Origin of the sequence: Klebsiella oxytoca NBRC 105695 (assembly GCF_001598695.1) — a bacterium.
GTDB lineage: Bacteria > Pseudomonadota > Gammaproteobacteria > Enterobacterales > Enterobacteriaceae > Klebsiella > Klebsiella oxytoca.
The window spans coordinates 68,187-90,697 of sequence record NZ_BCZK01000014.1 but is presented as its reverse complement, the minus strand read 5'-3'; the positions used below and the strand labels follow the sequence as shown (position 1 = coordinate 90,697).

General features: G+C 57.4%; 19 protein-coding genes. 12 read left to right on the top strand and 7 right to left on the bottom strand.

All coding sequences use genetic code 11. The features are described from left to right. Positions 1-20: 20 nt before the first annotated feature. A complete protein-coding gene (gene ahpF, locus KO1_RS21480) occupies positions 21-1,586 on the bottom strand; it encodes an alkyl hydroperoxide reductase subunit F (RefSeq protein ID WP_004100138.1) in 1,566 nt (521 codons plus the stop codon). Positions 1,587-1,830: 244 nt separating this feature from the next. Further along, a complete protein-coding gene (gene ahpC, locus KO1_RS21475; protein ID WP_002894394.1) occupies positions 1,831-2,394 on the bottom strand; it encodes an alkyl hydroperoxide reductase subunit C in 564 nt (187 codons plus the stop codon). Between the two features lie 403 nt (positions 2,395-2,797). On the opposite strand from ahpC, the gene dsbG reads away from it, so the two are divergent. The 4 genes from dsbG (at position 2,798) to KO1_RS21455 (ending at position 6,595) form a co-directional block, all read left to right on the top strand. Continuing rightward, positions 2,798-3,544 (top strand): thiol:disulfide interchange protein DsbG, encoded by a 747-nt coding sequence (dsbG, locus tag KO1_RS21470; protein ID WP_024273912.1) that lies wholly within the window; start codon positions 2,798-2,800, stop codon positions 3,542-3,544. A 198-nt stretch (positions 3,545-3,742) separates the two neighbouring features. After that, on the top strand, positions 3,743-4,654 hold the full coding sequence (gene citR, locus KO1_RS21465) for a DNA-binding transcriptional repressor CitR (RefSeq protein WP_004100136.1): 912 nt from the start codon (positions 3,743-3,745) through the stop codon (positions 4,652-4,654). 103 nt (positions 4,655-4,757) lie between these two features. Then, entirely contained in the window at positions 4,758-5,981 is a 1,224-nt protein-coding gene (locus KO1_RS21460; protein ID WP_024273911.1) for a phosphoadenosine phosphosulfate reductase, read from the top strand. Next, positions 5,966-6,595, top strand: a complete 630-nt coding sequence (locus KO1_RS21455; protein WP_004100133.1) for an IbrB-like domain-containing protein — start codon at positions 5,966-5,968, stop codon at positions 6,593-6,595. The genes KO1_RS21460 and KO1_RS21455 overlap by 16 nt, the downstream gene beginning before the upstream one ends. Here KO1_RS21455 and KO1_RS21450 read toward each other — a convergent pair whose 3' ends face one another. Continuing rightward, positions 6,596-7,741: a pyridoxal phosphate-dependent aminotransferase gene (locus KO1_RS21450; protein ID WP_163470786.1), complete on the bottom strand. Its 1,146-nt coding sequence runs from the start codon at positions 7,739-7,741 to the stop codon at positions 6,596-6,598. Positions 7,742-7,929: 188 nt separating this feature from the next. Between KO1_RS21450 and mtnC the strand changes: the two genes are divergently transcribed. After that, positions 7,930-8,619 carry an acireductone synthase gene (mtnC, locus tag KO1_RS21445; protein ID WP_004100131.1) on the top strand — a complete coding sequence of 230 codons (690 nt, stop codon included), beginning with the start codon at positions 7,930-7,932 and terminating at the stop codon, positions 8,617-8,619. Beyond that, positions 8,616-9,158 (top strand): 1,2-dihydroxy-3-keto-5-methylthiopentene dioxygenase, encoded by a 543-nt coding sequence (locus KO1_RS21440; RefSeq protein ID WP_004111302.1) that lies wholly within the window; start codon positions 8,616-8,618, stop codon positions 9,156-9,158. The genes mtnC and KO1_RS21440 overlap by 4 nt, the downstream gene beginning before the upstream one ends. A gap of 183 nt (positions 9,159-9,341) precedes the next feature. Here the strand turns inward: KO1_RS21440 and KO1_RS21430 are convergent, their stop codons facing one another. Beyond that, the gene (locus tag KO1_RS21430; RefSeq protein WP_024273909.1) at positions 9,342-11,651 is read right to left on the bottom strand and encodes a molybdopterin-dependent oxidoreductase; all 2,310 of its coding nucleotides are present in this window, start codon (positions 11,649-11,651) and stop codon (positions 9,342-9,344) included. A gap of 410 nt (positions 11,652-12,061) precedes the next feature. On the opposite strand from KO1_RS21430, the gene KO1_RS21425 reads away from it, so the two are divergent. From KO1_RS21425 to KO1_RS21405, 5 genes are read left to right on the top strand one after another with little or no spacing between them, the layout of a single operon-like run. Beyond that, complete coding sequence (locus KO1_RS21425) at positions 12,062-13,042, top strand: sugar ABC transporter substrate-binding protein (protein WP_004111301.1); 981 nt, start codon at positions 12,062-12,064, stop codon at positions 13,040-13,042. Between the two features lie 44 nt (positions 13,043-13,086). Continuing rightward, positions 13,087-14,592, top strand: coding sequence for a sugar ABC transporter ATP-binding protein (locus tag KO1_RS21420; RefSeq protein ID WP_024273908.1), 1,506 nt, complete (start codon positions 13,087-13,089; stop codon positions 14,590-14,592). Then, a complete protein-coding gene (locus KO1_RS21415; RefSeq protein WP_024273907.1) occupies positions 14,589-15,575 on the top strand; it encodes an ABC transporter permease in 987 nt (328 codons plus the stop codon). Before KO1_RS21420 ends, KO1_RS21415 begins: the two co-directional genes overlap by 4 nt. Beyond that, positions 15,575-16,576 carry an ABC transporter permease gene (locus KO1_RS21410; RefSeq protein ID WP_024273906.1) on the top strand — a complete coding sequence of 334 codons (1,002 nt, stop codon included), beginning with the start codon at positions 15,575-15,577 and terminating at the stop codon, positions 16,574-16,576. Before KO1_RS21415 ends, KO1_RS21410 begins: the two co-directional genes overlap by 1 nt. 11 nt (positions 16,577-16,587) lie before the next feature. After that, positions 16,588-17,532: a carbohydrate kinase family protein gene (locus tag KO1_RS21405; RefSeq protein WP_024273905.1), complete on the top strand. Its 945-nt coding sequence runs from the start codon at positions 16,588-16,590 to the stop codon at positions 17,530-17,532. 38 nt (positions 17,533-17,570) lie between these two features. Here KO1_RS21405 and KO1_RS21400 read toward each other — a convergent pair whose 3' ends face one another. Genes KO1_RS21400 through KO1_RS21390 form a run of 3 tightly spaced genes read right to left on the bottom strand, consistent with a single transcriptional unit; the run spans position 17,571 to position 20,729 of the window. Then, positions 17,571-18,599, bottom strand: a complete 1,029-nt coding sequence (locus KO1_RS21400; RefSeq protein WP_023320553.1) for a 2-hydroxyacid dehydrogenase — start codon at positions 18,597-18,599, stop codon at positions 17,571-17,573. Then, entirely contained in the window at positions 18,596-20,092 is a 1,497-nt protein-coding gene (locus KO1_RS21395) for an FGGY-family carbohydrate kinase (RefSeq protein ID WP_004100114.1), read from the bottom strand. The genes KO1_RS21400 and KO1_RS21395 overlap by 4 nt, the downstream gene beginning before the upstream one ends. A 25-nt stretch (positions 20,093-20,117) precedes the next feature. After that, positions 20,118-20,729, bottom strand: coding sequence for a methylthioribulose 1-phosphate dehydratase (locus KO1_RS21390; protein WP_004111298.1), 612 nt, complete (start codon positions 20,727-20,729; stop codon positions 20,118-20,120). A gap of 517 nt (positions 20,730-21,246) precedes the next feature. Between KO1_RS21390 and codB the strand changes: the two genes are divergently transcribed. Beyond that, positions 21,247-22,509, top strand: a complete 1,263-nt coding sequence (gene codB, locus KO1_RS21385) for a cytosine permease (RefSeq protein ID WP_004111297.1) — start codon at positions 21,247-21,249, stop codon at positions 22,507-22,509. The last annotated feature ends 2 nt before the right edge of the window (positions 22,510-22,511 follow it).

Sequence of the window (22,511 nt, the reverse complement as noted above, 5' to 3'; positions counted from 1 at the left end):
CGGTCTTACTTTATTATGAATTATGCCGTTTTAGTGCGGATCAGATAATCAAACGCGCTCAGAGACGCTTTTGCACCTTCGCCGGTGGCGATAATAATCTGCTTGTACGGTACGGTTGTGCAGTCCCCCGCCGCGAAGACGCCCTTCACGTTAGTTTCACATTTCGCATCAATGATGATTTCACCCATGCGGTTGCGCTCAATCGCCCCTTCCAGCCAGTTGGTATTCGGCAACAGGCCAATCTGTACAAAGATCCCCGCCAGCGCGACGTGATGCTCATCGCCGCTCACGCGGTCACGATACTGCAGGCCGGTCACTTTACTGCCGTCGCCCACCACTTCTGTGGTCTGGGCATTGAGGATAATATCGACGTTCTTCAGGCTGCGGACTTTATCCTGCAGAACCTGGTCGGCCTTCATTTCCGGCGCGAATTCAAGCAGCGTTACATGTTCAACAACGCCTGCCAGGTCGATGGCCGCTTCCACACCGGAGTTACCGCCGCCAATAACCGCCACGCGCTTACCTTTAAACAGCGGGCCGTCGCAGTGCGGACAGTAGGTTACGCCCTTCGTGCGATACTGATCTTCACCTGGAACGTTCATGTTACGCCATTTCGCACCGGTGGCAATGATAACGCTACGCGCTTTCAGCACCGCGCCGGAGGCGGTTTCAATCTGGTGCAATCCGCCTTCAACCGTCGCAGGAATCAGCCTGGAAGCGCTTTGAGAATCAATAACATCAACATCGTATTCGCTGACGTGCGCTTTTAATGCGCCAGCCAGTTTCTGACCTTCGGTCTTCGGTACCGAAATATAGTTTTCGATATCAACAGTATCCAGCACCTGGCCGCCGAAGCGTTCACCCATCAGACCGGTACGAATGCCTTTACGCGCTGAGTAAACGGCAGCCGCTGCGCCTGACGGGCCTGAGCCGACGATTAAGACATCATAGGATTCACGTTTATTCAGCTCTTCCGCCGCACGTTTTTCCGCACCGGTATCCACTTTGGCCACAATTTCAGTCAGCGTCATGCGACCCTGGCCAAACTCTTTACCGTTCATGAATACCGCCGGTACGCCCATCACGTTGCGTTCGGTGATTTCATTCTGATAAGTGCCGCCGTCAATCGCCGTGTGCTTGATACGCGGGTTCAGTACCGCCATCAGGTTCAACGCCTGAACCACATCCGGGCAGTTATGACATGAAAGTGAATAGTAGGTTTCAAATTCAAAATCACCGTCGATATTGCGGATCTGCTCCAGCAGGCTCTGGGCTTCTTTTGACGGATGGCCGCCGGTCCACAGCAGAGCCAGAACTAAAGAGGTGAATTCATGTCCCAGCGGAGAGCCGGCAAAGCGCGGCCCCTGGCTGGAGCCTGGGTTGGTAATGAGGAATGACGGCTTACGCACCGCCAGGCCGTTATCTTCTTTGAAGGTGACTTTATCTGACAGTTCAGCAATTTCAGCCAGCAGTTCCCTGATTTCTGCCGATTTAGCGCCGTCATCCAGCGTGGCAATCAGCTCAACAGGTTTGGTCAGCTTCTCAAGATAGGCCTTGAGCTGGGTTTTCATGTTGGTGTCGAGCATTTTTATCTCCTGGGCTTAAAACATCATCATGCAAGCGGCCTCGTTCAGGCAGCCTGAATGCGCTTGCATCATGGTGTTGGAATAAAACGGGCGCAGATGCGCCCAGATATTACTACGCAATTTCCTCAGCATTTCACGCAAGAGCAAGGCGGCTAGCCTGAGAATCCCCGGAAGCTTACCTCAGTAAGTGACCGGGGTGAGCAGGCGACGCCAACGCAGCAATTGCGTGAAAGGAGACGGAAATTTAGATTTTGCCGACCAGGTCCAGAGACGGAGCCAGAGTCGCTTCACCTTCTTTCCATTTAGCCGGGCAAACTTCGCCTGGGTGAGAAGCTACGTACTGAGCTGCTTTGATTTTACGCAGCAGGTCAGACGCGTCGCGGCCGATACCTTCAGCGGTAACTTCGATAGCCTGGATGATACCCTGCGGGTCAACAACGAAGGTTGCACGATCTGCCAGACCTTCATCTTCACGCATGTTGTCGAAGTTACGGGTCAGGGCGCCAGTCGGGTCGCCAATCATCGCATATTTGATTTTAGCGATGGTTTCAGAGCTGCTGTGCCACGCTTTGTGGGTGAAGTGGGTGTCGGTAGAGACGGAGTAAACGTCTACGCCCAGCTTCTGCAGTTCTTCATAATGATCTGCCACGTCGCCCAGTTCAGTCGGGCAAACGAAGGTGAAGTCAGCCGGGTAGAAGAAGAAGACGCTCCAGCGGCCTTCAGTATCTTTCTCGGTTACTTCGATGAATTCACCGTTTTTGAATGCCTGGTTTTTAAAAGGTTTGATTTTGGTATTAATTAAGGACATCTATACTTCCTCCGTGTTTTCGTTGAGGTCTAAGTTAACGAATTTTTCCTGACTCGACCAATGCGTTTGCATTATCGAATCAATAAGCGTTATCTAACAACCGGAACAAGACAACTTTGTGAACCTGTCAACGCGATGGCAAACTTCTGTCGCGTTTCGCATTATATGCGCTGAAAAGTAAAAAGGCCGCCCTCGCAGGCGGCCCCGTTACCTGAAACACCCGCAGGTAGGTTCAGCGCCAGTAGCTGGCAATGTGTTGCGCTCTACACCTTAATGTAACAGCTCAGGGATTACATCACCCACAGAACGAAAGGGCAATCCGCCCGGCCGCAGGTCTTACCTATGGCTGTAATAGGTTTTACCGCTACACTTACTCTTCTCTTTGATTTTACAAGGCATAATTATGTTAAAACGACTGTTCTTTCTGAGCTTATTACCTTTTTACTGCTCTGCAGAGGAGCTTCCCGCCCCCGTAAAAGCGATAGAAAAACAGGGAATTACCATTATTAAACCCTTCGAGGCGCCCGGAGGGATGAAAGGCTGGTTAGGGAAGTATCAGGATATGGGCGTCGCCATCTACCTCACGCCGGACGGCAAACACGCCATCTCGGGCTATATGTACGACGAAAGCGGTACTAATCTTAGTGAACAACTCTTCCAGCAAGAGCTCTATACCCCCGCGGGCCAGGAGATGTGGAAAAAGCTGGAAAGCGCTCGCTGGCTGCTTGACGGTAACGAAAACGCGCCGACGATTCTGTACGTTTTTGCCGATCCCTTCTGCCCCTACTGCCAACAGTTCTGGCAACAGGCTCGTCCGTGGGTAGAATCAGGGAAAGTTCAGCTGCGCACCCTGCTGGTTGGCGTCATAAAACCGGAAAGTCCCTCAGCCGCGGCGGCCATCCTGGCCAGCAAAGACCCGGCGAAAACCTGGCATCACTATGAGCAGTCTGGTGGCAAAGCAGCGCTAAATATTCCCACCAGTATTCAGCCAGAGCAAATGAAGATACTTAATTTCAACCAACAGCTGATGGACGAACTCGGCGCCAGCGTCACCCCTGCTATTTATTACATGAATAAAGAAAATATGCTGCAACAAGCGATCGGGCTTCCAGATAAAGAAAAACTACAGATTATGATGGGGGCAAGATAAGCATTTATAAACTAACTCCTCCGCCGGGTTTAGCAGTACACAAAAGGATCTGGCGGAATGCGCCGCTGTAGTATATATTTAGATAAACTTAATAAGGCATTAGCAATTAATAATAAAAAATGAATAATCACGTAATGTATATAATGCAGACATATAATAACCTCTTTTTCTACTCGCCAGCTTAACAGGACGTTGAAAATGGCTAATCTTTACGATCTCAAGAAGTTCGATCTGAACCTACTCGTTATTTTCGAATGTATTTACCAGCATTTAAGTATCAGTAAGGCTGCAGAAACGCTATTTATTACGCCGTCTGCGGTAAGCCAGTCGCTTCAGCGGCTACGCAACCAGCTCAACGATCCGCTATTCGTGCGTTCAGGTAAAGGGATTACCCCAACTACCGTCGGCGTTAATTTGCATCATCACCTGGAAAATAACCTTAATCAGTTAGAACAAACCATCAATCTCACCAATCGTTCTGAATTAAGGAAACGCCTCGTTGTCTATGCGCCGCAGCTTTTTATAACGCCCAAAACCACCAGCCTGATTCATATGTTATTAGATGATTCAAATCTGCAGGTTGAACATCATGATCTGCTCGCTTCAGGTGAATCGATAGAAAGTTTGTTATCCTACCGGAAGGCCGATCTGATATTTAGCACCACGGCGCTGTCATCACGAGCGACCGTCTGTAAACGCATCCAGGAGCTGGACATTTCATTAGTGTGTAATGAAAACCATCCGCGACTGGCGTCGCTAACGACGACAAAAGCCATAATGCAGGAGCGTTTCACCTATTATATTTGTAACGATCAGGGTACAAAATCCTTTCAGAGTCAAACTGCAGGTATGCTTTCTGACAGAAAAATCTCTTTCAGCAGCGATTCATACATAGCCATTCTTAATGTTATTCAACAAACGGATATAATTGGTTTCGTTCCGACATGTATTTTAGAACACATTAGCTTTCAGAATAAATTCAGGATCATTGAGACTCCCTTCAAAATTCCATCTATCAATATTTATATGATTTACAACCGGGTGAATCTTGACGACCCCAACTTCGCAAATTTTATCGAAGAGTGTGAAAGAAATAATATTATTGAATAGTTAAAGTGATTTCATTGAATTGGTGAATGATAACTAATCTCTTGATTAAGAAACGAATATGATATAAGTACACAGTCTCTTTGGCATTAAAGGAATAATGGCTGTGTCTTTTATTAAAATTCCATTACCAGAATCTGTTCTGCAAGCCAGTCAGCAAAGAATAGAGTGGGTTATGGAAAACTTCTCCCGCGTTTGCGTCTCTTTTTCTGGCGGTAAAGATTCAACAACCATGCTGCATCTCACGGCGCAGCATGCCCGCCAGGCCGGTAAAAAGATTTGCGTCCTGTTTATTGACTGGGAAGCGCAGTTCTCCTGCACCATTGCTCATTGCGAAAAGATGCGCGAGGAGTATCGCGACGTTATTGAGCAATTTTTCTGGGTGGCGCTACCTCTCACCACCCAGAACTCGCTAACCCAGTTCACGCCGGAGTGGCAGTGCTGGGAACCCGGCGCGCCCTGGGTGCGCCAGCCGCCGGAGGATGCCATCACCGATCCCGACTATTTCTCGTTTTATCAACCCGGAATGAGTTTTGAAACCTTCGTCCGCGAATTCGCCGATTGGTTCTCGCAAAATCGTCCGGCCGCGGTAATGGTCGGCATCCGCGCCGATGAATCGCTTAACCGGTTTATCACCATCTCCTCGCAGCGCAAACTGCGCTTTGCCGACGACAAACCCTGGACCACGTCGGCGCCGGGCGGACACGCCTGGTATATCTATCCCATCTATGACTGGAAAACCGCCGATATCTGGACCTGGTTCGGCAAAAGCGGTCTTTCCTATAACCCGCTCTATAACCTGATGTATCAGGCGGGGGTACCGCTGCGTTATATGCGCATCTGCGAACCCTTTGGCCCGGAGCAGCGCCAGGGTCTGTGGCTCTACCACGTCCTGGAGCCTGAACGCTGGGCCGCCATGTGCCAGCGCGTCAGCGGCGTTCACTGCGGCGGGGTTTACGCCGGTCACGACAATCAGTTCTACGGCCATCGAAAGCTGGATAAACCCGAACATCATACGTGGAAAAGCTACGCCCTGTTTTTACTCGACAGCATGCCGGAGAAAACGGCGGAGCATTACCGCAATAAAATCGCCGTCTATCTCCACTGGTATCAAAAAAAGGGCATGCTGGATATTCCGGACACCCAGCCGGCGGATATTGGCTCCAAAGACGTCCCGTCCTGGCGGCGCATCTGTAAAGTGCTGTTAAACAATGATTACTGGTGCCGCCAGCTCTCTTTCAGCCCAACCAAAGCGACTCAATATAAACGCTATCGCGAGCGGATGAATAAAAAGCGCCAGCAATGGGGAATACTATGCAACGACAATTAATCCAGGAAATAGAACGCTATCTGCAATCGCTGGAAAATGAAGAAGAAAAGATTACTGCGCTTAACGCCTTTCGCCAGATTCTGCATGAATATAGCCCCTTCAAATCCCAACCGGTTGATTGCGTACTGTGGGTAAAACAGGAAGCCGTTTCGCCTAATGATTACAACCCAAATAACCTTGCGCCACCGGAAAAACGCCTGTTGTTCACCTCGCTGGAGACGGATGGCTTCACCCAGCCTATCGTGGTGCTGAAACAGGGGCGGGAGCGCTATTCGATTGTCGATGGTTTTCATCGTCATGAACTGGCCAACGGCAAAGCGGCGCTGAAAAAACGGCTGAAAGGCTATCTCCCCGTCACCTGTCTGGAAAGGAGCAGCGCCAGGCGTGATTCACTGATGGCCGCCACCATCCGCCATAACCGGGCGCGCGGGCGTCACCAGATTCATGCGATGTCGGAAATCGTTCAGGAACTGGCGCGTCTCGGCTGGACCGATGAGAAAATCGGCAAAGAGTTAGGGATGGACGCCGACGAAGTATTACGCCTGAAGCAAATCAACGGTCTGGTGGAGATGTTCGGCGACCGTCAATTTTCTCAGGCGTGGACCGTTAAATAACTACAGACGGCACAGGCGTTCCGCAGCAGCCAGCAGCGTGGCTGGCTGTTTGGCGAAGCACAGGCGTATCAGCTTATGCGGGAACGGATCGGCACAAAACACCGACAGCGGGATCGCCGCGACGCCGATCTCGGTGGTGAGCCAGCGGCAGAAGTTGACATCATCCAGATCGGAGACTGCGCTGTAGTCCGCCAGCAGGAAGTAAGTCCCTTCGCAGGGCAAAATTTCCAGACGGCTGGAACGCAGCGCATCAATAAACAGGTCCCGACGCTCGCGGTAAAACGTCGGCAGCTGGCGATAATGCTCCGGCTCGCTGCGCAGCATATCGGCGATCGCCAGCTGAGCGGGGGTGTTGACGGCGAAGGTCAGATACTGATGCACTTTACGCAGCTCGGCGCTGATAGCGGCAGGCGCCACGCAGTAGCCCACCTTCCAGCCGGTCATATGAAACGTTTTACCGAATGAAGAGACCGCCACCGCGCGCTCGCGCAGCTGCGGATGCGCCAGCACGCTGGCATGCCCTTCGGCAGCAAAGCAGATATGTTCATAAACTTCATCGCTAAGTACATAGATTTCGCGATCGGCAATCGCCTGCCACAGCGCGGCAAAATCTTCACGCTGCCACACCGTCGCTGACGGGTTGTGCGGCGTATTGAGAATAACCAGACGAGTTTTGTCGCTGAGGGTAGCGGCGAACTGCTGCCAGTCAACGCGAAAATGAGGCGGCTGCAGAGCAATGCGCTTCAGCACGCCGCCCGACAGCTCAACCGCCGGGGCGTAGCTATCGTAGCTGGGGTCAAAGCAAATGACTTCGTCGTCGGAACGGACCAGCGCGGTAATCGCCGCATACAGCGCTTCCGTCGCCCCGGCGGTGACGGTTACGTCGCTATTGGCATCGGGGCGATAGCCGTACAGCTCTTCGGTTTTATCGACAATCGCTTCGCGTAGCGCGGCGACGCCGGTCATCGGCGCGTACTGATTGGCCCCCTGCGCGACGTGATACGCCAGACGCTCCTGCAGATAGCGCGGGCCATCGAAATCCGGAAAACCCTGCGACAGATTAAACGCCTGATGCTGCTGGGCCAGGGCGCTCATCTGGCTAAAGATAGTGGTGCCCAGTGAAGGGAGTTTACTCTCAGGAATCAGTGGCTTATTGCTCATTCTTTTTGTACCGTCTGTGATGCTGTTGTTGAAGCCACTATAACACGATGTTAATATTTGGCAATCAAGACGCTTAGACGTCTAAATGATAATGTTATTTCGCTTAGGCTTTAATAACAGCTCTCAACACAACGCCACCGTCAGCACGACCCACCGCTCACTCTGGAGAACTCATGATCCGCGCTATCGTGACCGATATTGAAGGCACCACCAGCGACATACGCTTCGTCCACAACGTCCTGTTCCCGTACGCCCGCGAACGTCTGGCCGGTTTTGTGACCGCTCAGCAGTTTGGCGAGCCGGTCAAGACCATTCTCGATAACCTGCGCCAGGAGATCGCCCAGCCGGCGGCTGGCGCCGAACAGCTTATTGCTACCCTGTTCACGTTTATGGATGAAGACCGCAAATCCACCGCCCTCAAGGCGCTCCAGGGGATTATCTGGCGCGAAGGCTACGTCAACGGCGACTTCACCGGCCATCTCTATCCGGACGTATTGCCGGCACTGGAAAAATGGAAGTCACAGGGGATTGATTTATATGTATATTCCTCAGGCTCTGTCGCTGCGCAGAAATTGTTATTTGGCTACAGCGATGAAGGTGATATTACTCATCTGTTCAACGGCTATTTTGACACCCTGGTAGGGGCCAAGCGTGAAGTACAGTCCTACCGCAATATTGCTGAACAACTGGGGCAGCCTCCTGCCGCCATCCTGTTTTTGTCCGATATCCATCAGGAGCTGGATGCCGCTGAAGAGGCCGGTTTCCGTACCCTGCAGCTGGTACGCGGCGACCGCGACCCGGCCAGCCATCATCCGCAGGTTCAGCGTTTCGACGATATTCACCCGGAGCAGATCCCAGCATGAGCGCATTAACCATATTTTCCGTAAACGACCCGCAAAACTCTCTCTGGCACAGTACTAACGCCGAAGAGATCCAGCAGCAGCTCAACGCTAAAGGCGTGCGTTTTGAGCGCTGGCAGGCCGACCGCGATTTAGGCGCGGCGCCAACGTCTGAAGCGGTCATTGCCGCCTATCAGCACGCGATTGATAAGCTGGTTGCAGAAAAGGGCTATCAGAGCTGGGATGTGATTAGCCTGCGCGCCGATAATCCGCAGAAAGAGGCGCTGCGGGAGAAGTTTCTCAATGAGCATACCCACGGAGAAGACGAAGTGCGTTTCTTCGTCGAGGGCGCCGGTCTGTTTTGCCTGCATATTGGCGACGAGGTGTTCCAGGTTCTGTGTGAAAAGAACGACCTGATTTCGGTCCCGGCGCACACGCCGCACTGGTTTGATATGGGCTCGGAACCCAACTTCACCGCCATCCGTATCTTCGATAATCCGGAAGGCTGGATTGCCCGGTTTACCGGCGACGATATTGCCAGCGCCTACCCGCGGCTGGCGTAACGCGCCCTATCCGGGCTACCGATCTGCAGACAACTGTGAACATGTAGCCCGGGCAGGCGCCCTGCGCCGCCCCCGGGAGCAGAACGCAGCGTGGCTGATTTTCCCGGAGGCGATGCTGCGCATCTGTTCGGGCTATCCGCCCGCGGAGGGCTTTGATTCCGTAAGCCGGGTATTACCGGGCGCCTAACCCTCAATAAACCTCGGCGGATCGAAAGCGGTTACCGGCGGCAGCGCGTCCCGCCACGGTTCGATCTCCACCCAGCAGCTTTGAGCGCTACAGCCCTGCCCCAGGCGCGAGCTGCCGCGATCCTCGGTTAACACGTTGGGATTGCCGTGCTTATCCAGTGAGCCTTTTTCATTCGGGTCCAGCGGATCGTACCAGGCCCCGGTCGATATCTGCACCACTCCCGGCAAAATCTGCTCGCTGAGATGGACGCCGGCGAGAATCGCTCCGCGCGCGTTAAAGACCTTGACCACGCTGCCTTCGCTGATGTCCCGCGCCTGTGCATCCTGCGGATGCATCCACAGCGGCTCGCGTCCCTGAATTTTCGTCGCCCGGCTGACGCTTCCGTGATCGTACTGGCTGTGCAGGCGGGTACGCGGCTGGCTGGAGAGCAGATGCAGCGGCCAGCGCGCAGCTTCCTGCCGCCGCCAGGCCGCTTCCTGCTCATCCCACCACGGATGGCCCGGGCACTCGCGATAGCCAAAGCCGGCAATGGTTTCTGAAAAGAGCTCAATCTTGCCGGAAGGCGTAGAGAGCGGATAGCGCTGCGGGTCGGCGCGAAAATCCGCCAGAAAAACCTGCGGCTGCTCAGGCGCGCTGTACTCCAGCACTCCCTGCTGCCAGAATGCCTCAAATGACGGCAGCGTAATCCCCTCTTCCTGCGCGCGCGGTCGCGAGGCTTCGTAAATCTCCCTCAGCCACTGCCCGGCATCGCGCCCCTCGCTAAAACGTTCGCCGCAGCCCAGCCGTTCGGCAAGATCGCAAAAGATGGCGTAATCATCACGCGCGTCGCCCACCGGCGGGATCTGTGCGCTCATGGCGATCATAAAACCGTCGTGACCGCCGCTGCCAATATCTTCCCGCTCCAGCGACGTGGTGACCGGCAGGACGATATCGGAAAATTTAGCCTGCGCGGTCCAGTACTGTTCGTGCACCACCACCGTTTCTGGTCGCCGCCAGGCTTCGCACAGGCGGTTAATATCCTGATGATGATGAAACGCGTTGCCGCCGGCCCAGTAGACGAGGCGGATGTCGGGATAGCGCAGATGCTGGCCGTCAAACTCATACGCTTCGCCCGGATGCAGCAGCATATCGGAGAGGCGCGCCACCGGAATCACCTGGTTCACCGCGTTCTCCCCGGCGGGAAGGCGCGGCCCGGAAAAGGCCTTACGCCCCGCCCCCGCCAGATTGGTGCAGGCATAGCCAAATCCCAGCCCGCCGCCCGGCGTACCGATTTGCCCCAGCAGCGCGGTGAGCGCCACCGTCGCCCAGTAGGCCTGCTCGCCCTGGCGCGCCCGCTGAATCGACCAGGAGATATTGACCATCGTACGCTGGCTGGCCATCTCACGCGCCAGCGCGACAATCCGCTGCGCGTCAATACCGGTTATCGCCGCCGCCCACTCCGGCGTTTTTGCGACGCCATCGCTCTCCCCCATCAGGTAGGCGCGGTAAGGTGCGAAACCCACGGTATGGCTGGCGATAAAACCGCTGTCGTAGAGGGATTCATTAATCAGCACGTAGCACAGCGCCAGCAGCAGCGCGGTATCGGTTCCGGGACGGACGGCGAGCCACTCGGCGCTCTCCACGGCGCTCAGATCGTTGCGCACCGGACTAATATTGATAAAGCGTGTCCCCTGCGCCTGCATCTTTTCCAGCCAGTATTTCAGCATATGGTCGTTGGCGCCGCCGCCGTTGACCTGCGCATTACGCAGCGGCAGGCCGCCGAATGCGACGAACAGCTGGCACTCCCGCGCCAGCTCGGAAAAATGGGTATGCTGACGGTGCAGCGGGCTCAGCGGCCCGAGAATATGCGGCAGGATACGCTCCCCCGCCGCGCTGCTGTAGGTATTAGTGCTGGCGGTATAACCGCCAAAGCATTTGAGGAAACGGTGCAGCTGGCTTTGCGCGTGGTGAAAACGGCCGGCGCTGGCCCAGCCATAGGAACCGCCGAAAATCGCCTCATTGCCGCAGCGCGCTTTGACCGACTGCAGCTCGCGGGCCAGCAGATCGAGCGCCACTTCCCAGCTCACCTCAACAAACGGCTCTTTACCGCGCCCGTCGCGGGAAGCCGGGCCATTTTGCAGGTAGCCGGCGCGCACCGCCGGACGGCGAATGCGCGTCTTGCTGGTGACCGCATCGGGGAGCGACTGACCAATGCGCGAGGGATTTTTATCCCAGGGCACCGGCGTCACCGCCTCAATTTTGCCGTCACCGGCCTGTACTCGCCAGGTTCCCCAGTGCATTACGGTCAGATTATGTTGTTTTCTCATGCGGTTTTTTCTCACCTGCTAACGGCCGCTATAATAAAGCGTGCGAATCCTGGGAATAAAATACGTATCACCATACAATCTGCTGCTGAGAAAGGATTTTCCACGCAGAATAGTTCTACGCTATTCCGGGATGCGATATATTACAGCGACAGAATAATTTTAATTAAGCAGCAATCTTTATTTGAATAAATAAGAGTTGCAAGCAAATTAAGCCCACAAAATAAAAAGGGATTAAACTGCATCATGAAATATTTTCAGGTTGCAGATGACAAATTTACGTTTTCCTCAGGCAAATCTGCGATATAACATTGTTGATATAACTTAGACATATTTTGTATTTGAGGTTGTGTAGTTGTTGTTGTCATGCTATTGCTCCGCACAACCACCTCCATTACAGGACCATAATAAGAATGTCGCAGAAAAAGAAATTATTGCCCATCGCGCTGGGCCTGCTCTCGCTTGCCTCCGTTAACGCTCTGGCAGCAGAGGCTTTATCGCTTCAGGGAAAAACCATCGGTATTGCCGTCGTCGGCACGCAGCACTTCTGGGATCGCGAAGCCTATAAAGGCGCCAGCGAAGAGGTTGAGAAACTGGGCGGTAAAGCGATCGGCGTCGACGGCGGACGCGATAACCAGGTTCATGCTAATAACCACGATATTTTACTGTCGCGTAAAGTTGATGCGGTAATTAGCATTCTGGGCGACAGTTCCGTTGAGCCTAAATTTAAAGCGCTGCGCGATGCCGGCATCCCGGTATTTACCGTTGACCATGTCTCAAAATACTCGGTCAATAACACCACCTCCGATAACTACACGCTGGGGTCAACCATTGGTCGCTATATGGCCGATGAACTGGGCGGCAAAGGCAACGTGGCGGTATTTAACGCATTCTCCAGTTCCCTGCGTATTTGCGGGATTCGTTACGACCAGTGGAAATATGTCCTTAAGGATTACCCGGATATTCATATTATTCAGCCAGAGCTGGCCGAACAGTTCGCCAACTCGCCGGAAGATGCGCGGAAGAAAACCCTCGAACTGCTGAGCCAGTATCCGAAAGGCAAACTCGATGCGATTCACGTTGCCTGCTGGGATCAGCCGGCTATCGGTATTGTCCAGGCGCTGGAAGAGACCGGCCGCGATAAAGACGTCAAGGTTACCGCTATTGATGCTGGCCCGGAGACGCTGGAGATCATGGCCGAGCCGGGTAGCCCGCTTGTCGCCAACGTCGCCCAGCAGCCGCACCTGATCGGCCAGACTTCAGCCGATAACGTCGCTCGCTACTTCGAAAAACAGAAGCTGCCGCTGCAAACCTTTATCCCGGTGGTCCCGGTGAAAGGCCCGCAGGAGGCGAAAGCGGTCTACAAACAGCTGGGATATGGCGAACTGCAGTGATCACTCAATCCTCCGGCGGGGCGAATCCCGCCGCTGGTCTGGCGATGAACCAGATCGGCAAAAGCTTTGCCAACGTGACTGCATTAAATGCGGTCACGCTGCTTCTGAATCCCGGTGAAATTCACGGTCTGATTGGCGAAAACGGCGCGGGAAAATCGACGCTGATAAAAATCCTCGCCGGGGTCTACCAGGCCGATAGCGGCAGCGCCACCCTTGACGGCGCGCCGCTGCCGCTTGGCAATCCAGCGGCGATTGAAGCGCTGGGTATCCGCGTCATTCACCAGGAGCTCAACCTGATCCCCCACTTTACGGTGGCGGAATCGGTGTTTCTCGGCCAGGAGTACCGCACCCGCTGGGGCGCGCTGGACCGGCGGCGGATGAATGCCGCCACCGAAGCGTTTTTCCGCGACAGCTGGCAGCTGGACATCAATCCCCGCCGCCTGATTCGCGACCTCAGCCTCGCCGAACGCAAGCTGGTGCAGATCGCCAGGGCGCTGATTGACGGCGCGGCAAAGCTGGTGGTCTTTGATGAACCCACCGCGCCGCTGGAAGCGCAGGAGGCCAGCCTGGTTTCCTCAGCGATTTTGCGCCTGCGGGAGCAGGGGATCGGCATTCTCTATATTTCCCACTACCTCAACGAGATCGCCGCCCTCTGCGATCGCGGCACGGTACTGCGTAACGGCGAGGTCGTTGGCTATCCCGACAGGGCGCTGCTGCAGGACACCGACGCGCTGATTAAAATGATGGTCGGTCGCGACATCGAACAGCTCTATACCCCGCGCCAGAGCAGCGCTCAACGGGTAGATGCCGCCGCGCCGGTTCTTTCGGTTCGCCATCTCAGCGACGGCGTCCATCTGAATGATATTACCTTTGATATTCAGCCGGGCGAGATCGTCGGCGTCGCCGGCCTGCTGGGCGCCGGGCGCGACGTACTGGTCGATCTGCTTTATGGGCTGCGCCGCGCGCGCAGCGGCACAATAAGCATCGACGGCCAGCCGAAGCGGCTGCGCACGCCGTATCAGGCCACCCGTGCGGGGATGGCGCTGGTGCCGCGCGACCGCCGCCATCAGGGGCTGATTCTCCCCTTCTCCACCGCCGACAATATCAATCTGGCCTCGCTAGCGGAGACCGCCACTTTCGGCTGGGAGCATCGCGGCCGGGCGCTGGCAAAAGCGCGCAGCTGGATTGAGCAGCTCTCCATCCGCCCTGGCCGTCCGGAGCTGCCGGTGCGCTTTATGAGCGGCGGCAACCAGCAAAAGGCGATACTTGCCCGCTGGCTCGGCACCGATGCGCGGCTTTTTATTCTTGATGAACCCACTCTCGGGGTGGATATCGGCGCGCGCAGCGATATTTATCAGCGCACCCGCGAGCTGGCGGATCGCGGTCGCGGCGTGCTGGTCTCATCCAGCGATGCGCCGGAGCTGCTCGGCCTTTGCGACCGCATCCTGGTGATGTGGCGCGGCGAGCTGGTGGCCAATCTCCCGACCCGGGGGCTGACGCTGGACGCGCTGCTGGTGACGATTAACGGTGGACAGGAACAACAGGTATGAGTGCAGATATTCAGCGCCGCCCCCTTCCGGGCATCACGACGCTTATCGAAAAATTCCCCCTGATTCTCTTTTTTGCGCTGCTGGTCTGGCTCAGCCTGCAGTCGCCTTTCTTTTTAAGCTGGCAGAATATCAGCATGATGCTGGTACAGAGCGTGCCGCTGGCGATCCTCTGTTTCGGCCTGGTCTGCGTGATTGCCGTCGGCGGCGATGACGTAGTTTCCGGCGGTATCGATCTGTCGCTGCCCGCCATCGCGGTGCTCGGCGTCGCGCTACTCAGCCTCGGTATGGCGGAGTGGAACACCCCTTACCTGGCGCTGATTCTGCTGCTGGTCGCCGTGAGCCTGGCCTGCGGCGCGGTCAACGCCGTGCTGGTGCTGGCGGCAGGCCTGCCGCCGCTGCTGGCGACCCTGTCGACCTCGGTAGCCTTCACCGGCCTGACCGACCTGCTGACCGGCCAGCGACGCATCGCGGTAAGCGACCCGCTGATGGTGGCCTTTCGCGATAACGCTCTCTTTGGCATTCCCTGGCCGCTTCTCTATCTGCTGGCGGTCTTCGCGCTGTTTCAGCTTTTGCTCCACCACTCCCGCTTCGGCCAGCATTTACAGGCGGTGGGCGGTAACCGCGATATGGCGCAGATGAGCGGGCTCAACGTTCGCCGTTTAACCCTTCTCGTCTGGCTGCTGGCGGGCCTCGCAGCCGGTCTGGCGATTTTACCGCTGCTCAGCCAGGGCTCAGGCAGCTCGAGCGGCACGGCGACGCCGCTACTGCTGGAAACCGTCCTTGCCACTTTTATCGGCGCGGCGTTCTCGCGGCGTCGCGTGGTCACCATCTGGGGAGCGCTGCTCGGCGCGTTGCTGGTCAACGCGCTCTCTAACGGGCTCGGCCTGCTGGGAGTAAATATTTTCTGGATGGGCGCGATCAAAGGCGGCCTGATCCTCGTGGTGCTGGCGGCGTCAGCGGTCAGACATAAAGGAGGCAACTGATGAGCCAGATGACGCTCAAGACCCCCTCTACGGGACAAACCGGCAGCAGCCCGCTGGCGTGGCTATCACGGGCAGGGTTCGGCATCATTACCCTGCTGGCGATTGCCCTGTTCGGCTGGGCGAACCCGGTATTTCTGACCTTCGATAACTGGGCCAATTTGCTGCAGGGCAGCGCGATTCTGCTGATCGTGGCGATGGCGATGACCCTTATCGTTAGCGCCGGAGCGATTGACCTCTCCGTCGGCGTGGCGCTGGATTTCGGCGCCGCCTTTGCGCTGGTGGCGCTGAAAACCTGGCACCTGCCGTGGCAGGCGGCGGTGGGCTGCGCGCTGCTCGGCGGGGTGATTATCGGCCTGCTGAACGCCTTCCTGATCCTTGTCTGCCAGATTCGCCCGTTCCTCGCCACCCTCGGCACCTGGTTTATCGCCAGCAGCGCCGAGCGCATCTATACCGACGGCGGCGGCTCTATCTCCTACCGCCGGATGGCGCCGGAGTATCACGATCTGGCGGTCGGCACCGTCGCCGGAATTCCGACGCCGGTGGTGATAGTTCTGGCGCTGTGGTTGGCGGCCTGGCTGCTGACCGAACGCACGCTGTTCGGCAAGTACGTGCGCGCTATCGGTCAGAACAGCGAAGCGGCGCGTATCGCCGGGATCCGCGACCGCCGGACCATGCTGTGGGTGCTGGTAGCGGCCTCCGCGCTGTGCGCCGTCGGCGGCGTCATTCTCTCCGCCAACCTGCGCCAGTTTACGCCGCTGGCCGGCCAGGCCTACCTGATGGATGCCATCGCTGCGGTCTTTATCGGCACCGCCTTTAACCGGCTGGGCCGGGTCAGCATTGCTGGCACCCTCGGCGGCGTGCTGTTCCTCGCCATTATTGATAACGGCCTGAACCTGATGGGGCTGAACTACCTGGTGAAAGATGCGCTGGTTGGCGTAATCCTGGTGGTGGCGCTGGCCCTCTCCTTCTGGCAGGCGCGTTTGCGCCAGACCCACCGTTAAGCGGAGCACCTATGGCAGCTTTTGACGCCGTCTTTGTCGGCCTGACTATTCTGGATATCGCCGGTCGCCCGGTGATCGACATCCCGCCGCGCGGCGGGGTGGCTTTTATCGAACAAATTCGTCTGAACCCCGCCGGAACCGCCGCCGGAGCCAATATTAATGCCGCTAAGCTGGGCATTCGTACCGCCGCAGTGGCCTGCCTCGGCAAAGATGAAAAGGCCGATTTTATACTCGCCAGCTATGCACGGCTGGGAATCGACTGTTCGCTGGTCCAGCGTACCGCGCAGCAGGAAACGTCGGCGACGATCCTCCCTATCCGCCCCAACGGCGAGCGCCCGGCGCTACACTGCCGGGGCGCTTCCGATACGCTTTTTATCCGCGAAGAGGAGTTTGCTGCCGTCCTCGACTGCCGCTTCCTGCACCACGGCGGCACCGGCCTGCTGGCGGCGATGGATCGCGGGCAGAGCGCCCTTCTGCTGCAAGCGGCGAAGGCTCGCGGCGTCACCACCAGCTTCGATTTGATTGCCCCCAATGAACATACCCTGGAACTGCTGCGCCCGCTGCTGCCGTCGGTGGACTACTTTATGCCCTCCCTTGAAGAAGCGGCGTATCTCTCCGGGGAGACCCAGCCGGAAGCGATCGCCCGCTTCTTTTTTGCCCTTGGCGTCGGGACCTGTATTTTGAAGGACGGCGAGAACGGTTCCTGGCTGCTGACCCGCAACGGCGCCGTTGAACATATCCCGGCGTACCGGGTCGATGCCGTGGATACCACCGGCTGCGGCGACAGCTACTGCGGCGGCTTTATTGCCGCGCTGGCCCGCGGGCTAAGCGTCAGACAGGCATGCGAGGTGGCTTCCGCCGTCGCCGCGCTGGTGGCGACCGGGATGGGGTCGGATGCAGGGGTGGTGGACTGGCCGCATACCCGGCAGTTTATGGCGGCAAACCGGCGCGGATAACAAGCTTTGCCGCCGCATCGCGCGGCGGCAAAAGCCGGTTAACGCCACTGATAGAGCAGCGGCTCACCGGCGACATAGCGCTGAAGGTCGGCGGCAATCATCGCCGTATGCTTAGCGATGCTCTCCCGCGTCGCCCCGGCAATATGCGGGGTGATAATGACGTTATTCAACTCGGTGACAAACGGATGATCGCGCCACAGCGGCTCGCGATGGTAGACATCCAGCGCCGCGCCGCCCAGCGGGCCGTGGCGCAGCGCGTGAATCAGCGCCTCTTCATCCACGACCGCCGCGCGCGAGGTATTAATCAGCAGCGCGCCCGGCTTCATGCTATTCAACAACGCCGCGTTCACCAGGCCATCGCTGTGCGGACCGCTGCTCAGATGCAGACTTACGATATCCACCTCGCGGAAAAGTCCCTCAAGGGTCGTTTTTTGCAGCCCCGGCTCGTTAATCTCTTCGGCGGCGACAAACGGGTCCACCACCAGCACCGCCATGCCAAAGGCGCGAGCGATGCGCGCCACGCGGCGGCCAATATTACCGTAGCCAATCAGCCCCAGGGTTTTGTTACGCAGCTCGCTGCCTTTAAACACTTCATAAGGGCTTTGCGGACTGACGTCCCACACCACATCGCGGCGCAGTCCGCTCTGGGTGGCCTGCGCCGCGTTTTCGGCGTGGGTGAATTCGCCGCGCTTCAGCGCCGCGTGCGATTGCGGAATATGCCGCGCCAGGCTCAGCATCAGCCCCAGCGTCAGCTCGGCGGCGGCGTCCGCGTTACGCCCCGGCGTATAGAGCACGCGGATACCGCGCGCCAGGGCGGCTTTGGTATCGATGTTCACCGGATTGGCGCGCGTGCAGGCGATCACCTGCAGACGCGGACAGGCGGCGATCACCGCTTCCGTCACCTCATCGTAGCTGGTCACCAGCACCTCGGCGTCGTGGGCCAGCTCGATCAATTGGTCTGCGCTCAGCTTTGGCTTGCCCAGCGCCCAGCCTTCCACCCGCAGTTCGCCCAGTTGCTGAAAAGCGCTGAGGTCGCCGGCGTGTTCGGCGGTAAAAACAATTTTCATATGCGTTGTTCCTGAGAAATACGTTGAAGCGCCTCGCGGCGGGCGTGCCACACCGGCAGCATCTGCTCGCGTAGCAGGCGATAAACCGGATAGAGCGCGACGTAGCGGCTGTGCGCCTGTGGATTGGGCCGATAGCGGGTCTGCTCCAGCGCCGGATAGCGGCTGAGGGCATCAACGCTGCGCGCCGCCAGAATCGCCGCACCGCGCGCGCTAAGCTCGTTGAAAGTACTGGAAACCACCGTTCTGCCGGTACAGTCGGCAATAATTTGCAACCAGGTCGCTGAAGCCGCGCCGCCGCCGGTCAGGTACAGTTCGCCGCCCTGCGGGTAGCCCTGAAGCGAGTCGACGATAGCGTAAGCCAGACCTTCAAATACCGCCCGCTGCAGTTCTGCGCGGGTTGTGTGCTGGCTAATGCCGAAATAGCCTGCCCGCGCCTCGGGGCTGAAGAACGGCGCGCGTTCGCCGTTGAGATAAGGCTGCCAGAAGACGCCGCCGCTGCCCGGTTCAACGCTGGCGATATGCTGTTCCAGCTGCTGTAAATCCGGATCCAGCGAAATCTGCTGCTGGAGCCAGTCGATGTTCGGCGTCCCGGCCTGCATCGGAAAAAGGTTAATAAAGCTGCCCGCTTCGGTGTGGGTAACGTAGCGCGTCCCCTCATTGACCGTCTGGCGACCGTGACAGACGATGCCGGTGCAGCAGGTGGTGCCGAGAATAGTATAAATGTCGCCATCGTTGACCGCGCCGCAGCCCAGCGCCGCGCTGCAGACATCCAGCGCGCCGGCCGCTACCGGTGTGGCAGCGGGAAGCCCGGTCAGCGCCGCGACCTCTTCACGCAGCGCGCCAGCCTGCGCGTCCGGCGCCAGCAGCGGCGGAAACAGAGGTTGTAAATCTGCCAGCCCCATCTCGTTGAGCACCACCGCGGATAGCTTCCCGCTCTGCTGATTCAGCAAAGAGGTGCTGGCATCGGTGAGATCCAGCGCCGCGACGCCGGTGAGGCGAAAGCGGATCCAATCCTTGGCGAAGAACAGATAGCGGGCCGCCGCCAGCCGCTCCGGCTGATGATGCTTGAGCCAGCACAGCTGCATGCTGGTGTTGCAGGGCTGAAGATGGGTACCGGTATCGTCAAAGAAACGGCGGTCAAAACCGGGGCGGCTGAGGAGTTCGTTCATCAGTTCCCGGCTGCGGGTGTCGCTCCACAGGATACCCGGCCCGACCGGTTCGCCCTCGGCGTCGCAGAGCCAGACGCCCTCCCCCTGCCCGGCGAGGCCAATGGCGCGTAAACGCCCGTTTTGCAGCGCCGGATGCCGCGCGATATCGCGCAAAATCGCCACCACCGACTGCCACAGCTGGGCCATATCCTGTTCGGCTTCACCGTTGGCCGACAGGCGCGGGCCGGTGTTCTGCGCCGCGCTGGCGCACGCCTGAAAATGTTGATCAAACAGCACCGCCTTCACGCGCGAAGTGCCGATATCAATTCCGAGATAAAAATCCATGCCTGACCCGTTGATGGAGGGAAATTTAGTCGCGCTCGTAGCGGCGGCGCATCAGCTCGCATTCGAAAAGAAACTCCAGTCCTTCCAGCTGGCGACGGGCTTCGGGAATATCTTTGCCCCAGCAGGTCAGGCCGTGGCCGCGCAGCAGGAAGCCGTAGCGCAGCGGGTGGGTCTGCGCATAATCTTCAATGCGCGCCGCCAGGGCGTCGATATCCTGGTCGTTATCAAAAATGGCGACCGGCACGGTATCAAGATGGCTGTGCTGGCCGGCCAGGGTTTTCTGCATCTCATAACCCTGTAGCGCCAGGGTGGCGCTTTTTTCAATCCGCGACAGCACGGTCGCGTTGACGGTATGCACATGCAGTACGACATTCGCTTCCGGGAACAGGCGATACACCAGGGTATGCAGGCCGGTTTCAGCTGAGGGTTTACGCCCGGAAGGCGCTTTATTGCTGGCGATCTCCACCTGCAGGAAATCCTCCGTCGTCAGGCTACCTTTATCGCGCCCCGACTCGCTCAGCCAGCACCAGGTCTCATCCTGACGCACCGACATATTGCCGCCGGTAGCGGGCGCCCAACCTTTCGCACCGATCCAATGACAGGTGGTGACCAGTTGCGCGAGTCTTTCTTGCCACATAGCAGTTCCTTAGTTTAGCGATGTTGTATTTAGCCGTCTAAATGGCTATTTACCCGATACTAACACCGCCGACGTAAGCGAACAATATTTCAGGAAAGACTTACATTGAGAATGGTTATATCAGAAATGCATATGTAATTACGATTTTTAACAACAATACAACTACACATTTTCATGACGCCAAAATTACCGGCTGCGGAGTGTTAAAAAGATGGCTAATCGTTCCAGCGGGAAAAGGCGCAAAATTGACATCATTTGTCGATTCGGCACGGTCTTTCGGGGCGGGTGAGGCGCCAGCCGCCGCCCGGTATTTATGCGGCTACCGTACCAACCCCCGCGCCCCGCGATGGTGCAAAACATGGCACTGTGCACAGATTGATGGCAATCGACGACCGAGAAATACGATTTTATGTGCAGATTGCCCACCCTCTTGTGTTATGCCTGCCTTGATTTTTTTGGCATACCTCTTGCTACCCATCAGCCATCGCTATTCGGATAGCCACTCAGAGGTTCCACCATGTCAAACAGCAATGATTTTCCACTCGTCGAAGCGCCCGCTTCCGGGCGCAAGGGCGTATTTTCCATCTCGATGGTTCTGTTCAGCTTTACCTTTTTCACCGGCACCATGTTCGCGGGCGGCAAGCTGGGCGTCTCTTTCTCCATCGTTAACCTGCTGTGGATTGCGGTAATCGGTAACTTTCTGCTGGCTCTGTACGCCGCGTCGCTCGGCTGGATTGCCGCGCGCAGCGGGCTAAATACCGTGCTGATGGGGCGTTTTTGCTTCGGGGAAATCGGCAGCAAGCTCGCCGATTTTATCCTCGGTTTCGCCGAGCTGGGATGGTACGCCTGGGGTACGGCGACGGTCGCCATCTCGCTGGTCAAAATCCTCGCCCTTCCTGAGGCGCTGACGACTCCGCTGATGATCCTGTTCGGTATCCTGTTTTGCGTCACCGCGCTGGTGGGCTACAAGGGGCTGGATGCACTGTCGCGTGTATCGGTGCCGCTGATGTTTATTCTGCTGGTGGTGTCGATGTACCTTGCCGCCCATCACGCCGGCGGCTGGCAGGCGATGACCCAAATCGAACCCGGCGAAACCATGAGCTGGTCTGCGGCCATCACCATGGTATTCGGCACCTTTGCCAGCGGCGCGACCCAGGCGACCAACTGGACGCGGCTGGCCAACTCCAGCCGTACCGCCATCGTCGCCAGCATGAGTAGCTTCCTGATCGGCAACGGGCTAATGATTATCGCCGGCGCCTGGTGCGCCATCGTTTACCAGCAGGCTGATATCGTGGAAGTGCTGATTTTGCAGGGGCTGTCGGTCGCCGCGGTGGTGATGCTGTGCCTCAATCTGCTGACCATTCAGGGGCCGACGATTTATAACGTCTCGGCGGCGGCCTGCCATCTGCTGCGCAGCGAGCGTCGCCGCACCCTGACCGTAGTCGCCGCCGGAGTCGGCATTCTGCTGGCCATTGGCGGTATGTATGAAATGCTGATTCCTTTCCTGGTGCTGCTGGGCAGCATCATTCCCCCCATCGGCGGCGTGATCCTCGCCGACTACTGGTTTTATCGCGGCGGCCGCTACCCGCTGCTGCACACCGCCCGTTTGCCGCGTTTTAACTGGCTGGGGCTTAGCGCCTACGCCGTGGGCGCGGTGGTGGCCTACCTCTCGCCGTGGATCGCCCCGCTGGTCGGTATCACCGTTTCCGCGCTGGTCTATATCGCGCTGACTCGTCTGAGCAAACGCCAGCCCGCCGCTGATTCCGTCGTGGAACAGTAGTC

Excerpts from the sequence above, each read along its gene's own strand:
- ahpF (WP_004100138.1), bottom strand. The coding sequence starts at position 1,586 with ATGCTCGACACCAACATGAAAACCCAGCTCAAGGCCTATCTTGAGAAG.
- ahpC (WP_002894394.1), bottom strand. The coding sequence starts at position 2,394 with ATGTCCTTAATTAATACCAAAATCAAACCTTTTAAAAACCAGGCATTC.
- dsbG (WP_024273912.1), top strand. The coding sequence starts at position 2,798 with ATGTTAAAACGACTGTTCTTTCTGAGCTTATTACCTTTTTACTGCTCT.
- citR (WP_004100136.1), top strand. The coding sequence starts at position 3,743 with ATGGCTAATCTTTACGATCTCAAGAAGTTCGATCTGAACCTACTCGTT.
- KO1_RS21455 (WP_004100133.1), top strand. The coding sequence starts at position 5,966 with ATGCAACGACAATTAATCCAGGAAATAGAACGCTATCTGCAATCGCTG.
- mtnC (WP_004100131.1), top strand. The coding sequence starts at position 7,930 with ATGATCCGCGCTATCGTGACCGATATTGAAGGCACCACCAGCGACATA.
- KO1_RS21440 (WP_004111302.1), top strand. The coding sequence starts at position 8,616 with ATGAGCGCATTAACCATATTTTCCGTAAACGACCCGCAAAACTCTCTC.
- KO1_RS21430 (WP_024273909.1), bottom strand. The coding sequence starts at position 11,651 with ATGAGAAAACAACATAATCTGACCGTAATGCACTGGGGAACCTGGCGA.
- KO1_RS21425 (WP_004111301.1), top strand. The coding sequence starts at position 12,062 with ATGTCGCAGAAAAAGAAATTATTGCCCATCGCGCTGGGCCTGCTCTCG.
- KO1_RS21420 (WP_024273908.1), top strand. The coding sequence starts at position 13,087 with ATGAACCAGATCGGCAAAAGCTTTGCCAACGTGACTGCATTAAATGCG.
- KO1_RS21415 (WP_024273907.1), top strand. The coding sequence starts at position 14,589 with ATGAGTGCAGATATTCAGCGCCGCCCCCTTCCGGGCATCACGACGCTT.
- KO1_RS21410 (WP_024273906.1), top strand. The coding sequence starts at position 15,575 with ATGAGCCAGATGACGCTCAAGACCCCCTCTACGGGACAAACCGGCAGC.
- KO1_RS21405 (WP_024273905.1), top strand. The coding sequence starts at position 16,588 with ATGGCAGCTTTTGACGCCGTCTTTGTCGGCCTGACTATTCTGGATATC.
- KO1_RS21400 (WP_023320553.1), bottom strand. The coding sequence starts at position 18,599 with ATGAAAATTGTTTTTACCGCCGAACACGCCGGCGACCTCAGCGCTTTT.
- KO1_RS21395 (WP_004100114.1), bottom strand. The coding sequence starts at position 20,092 with ATGGATTTTTATCTCGGAATTGATATCGGCACTTCGCGCGTGAAGGCG.
- KO1_RS21390 (WP_004111298.1), bottom strand. The coding sequence starts at position 20,729 with ATGTGGCAAGAAAGACTCGCGCAACTGGTCACCACCTGTCATTGGATC.
- codB (WP_004111297.1), top strand. The coding sequence starts at position 21,247 with ATGTCAAACAGCAATGATTTTCCACTCGTCGAAGCGCCCGCTTCCGGG.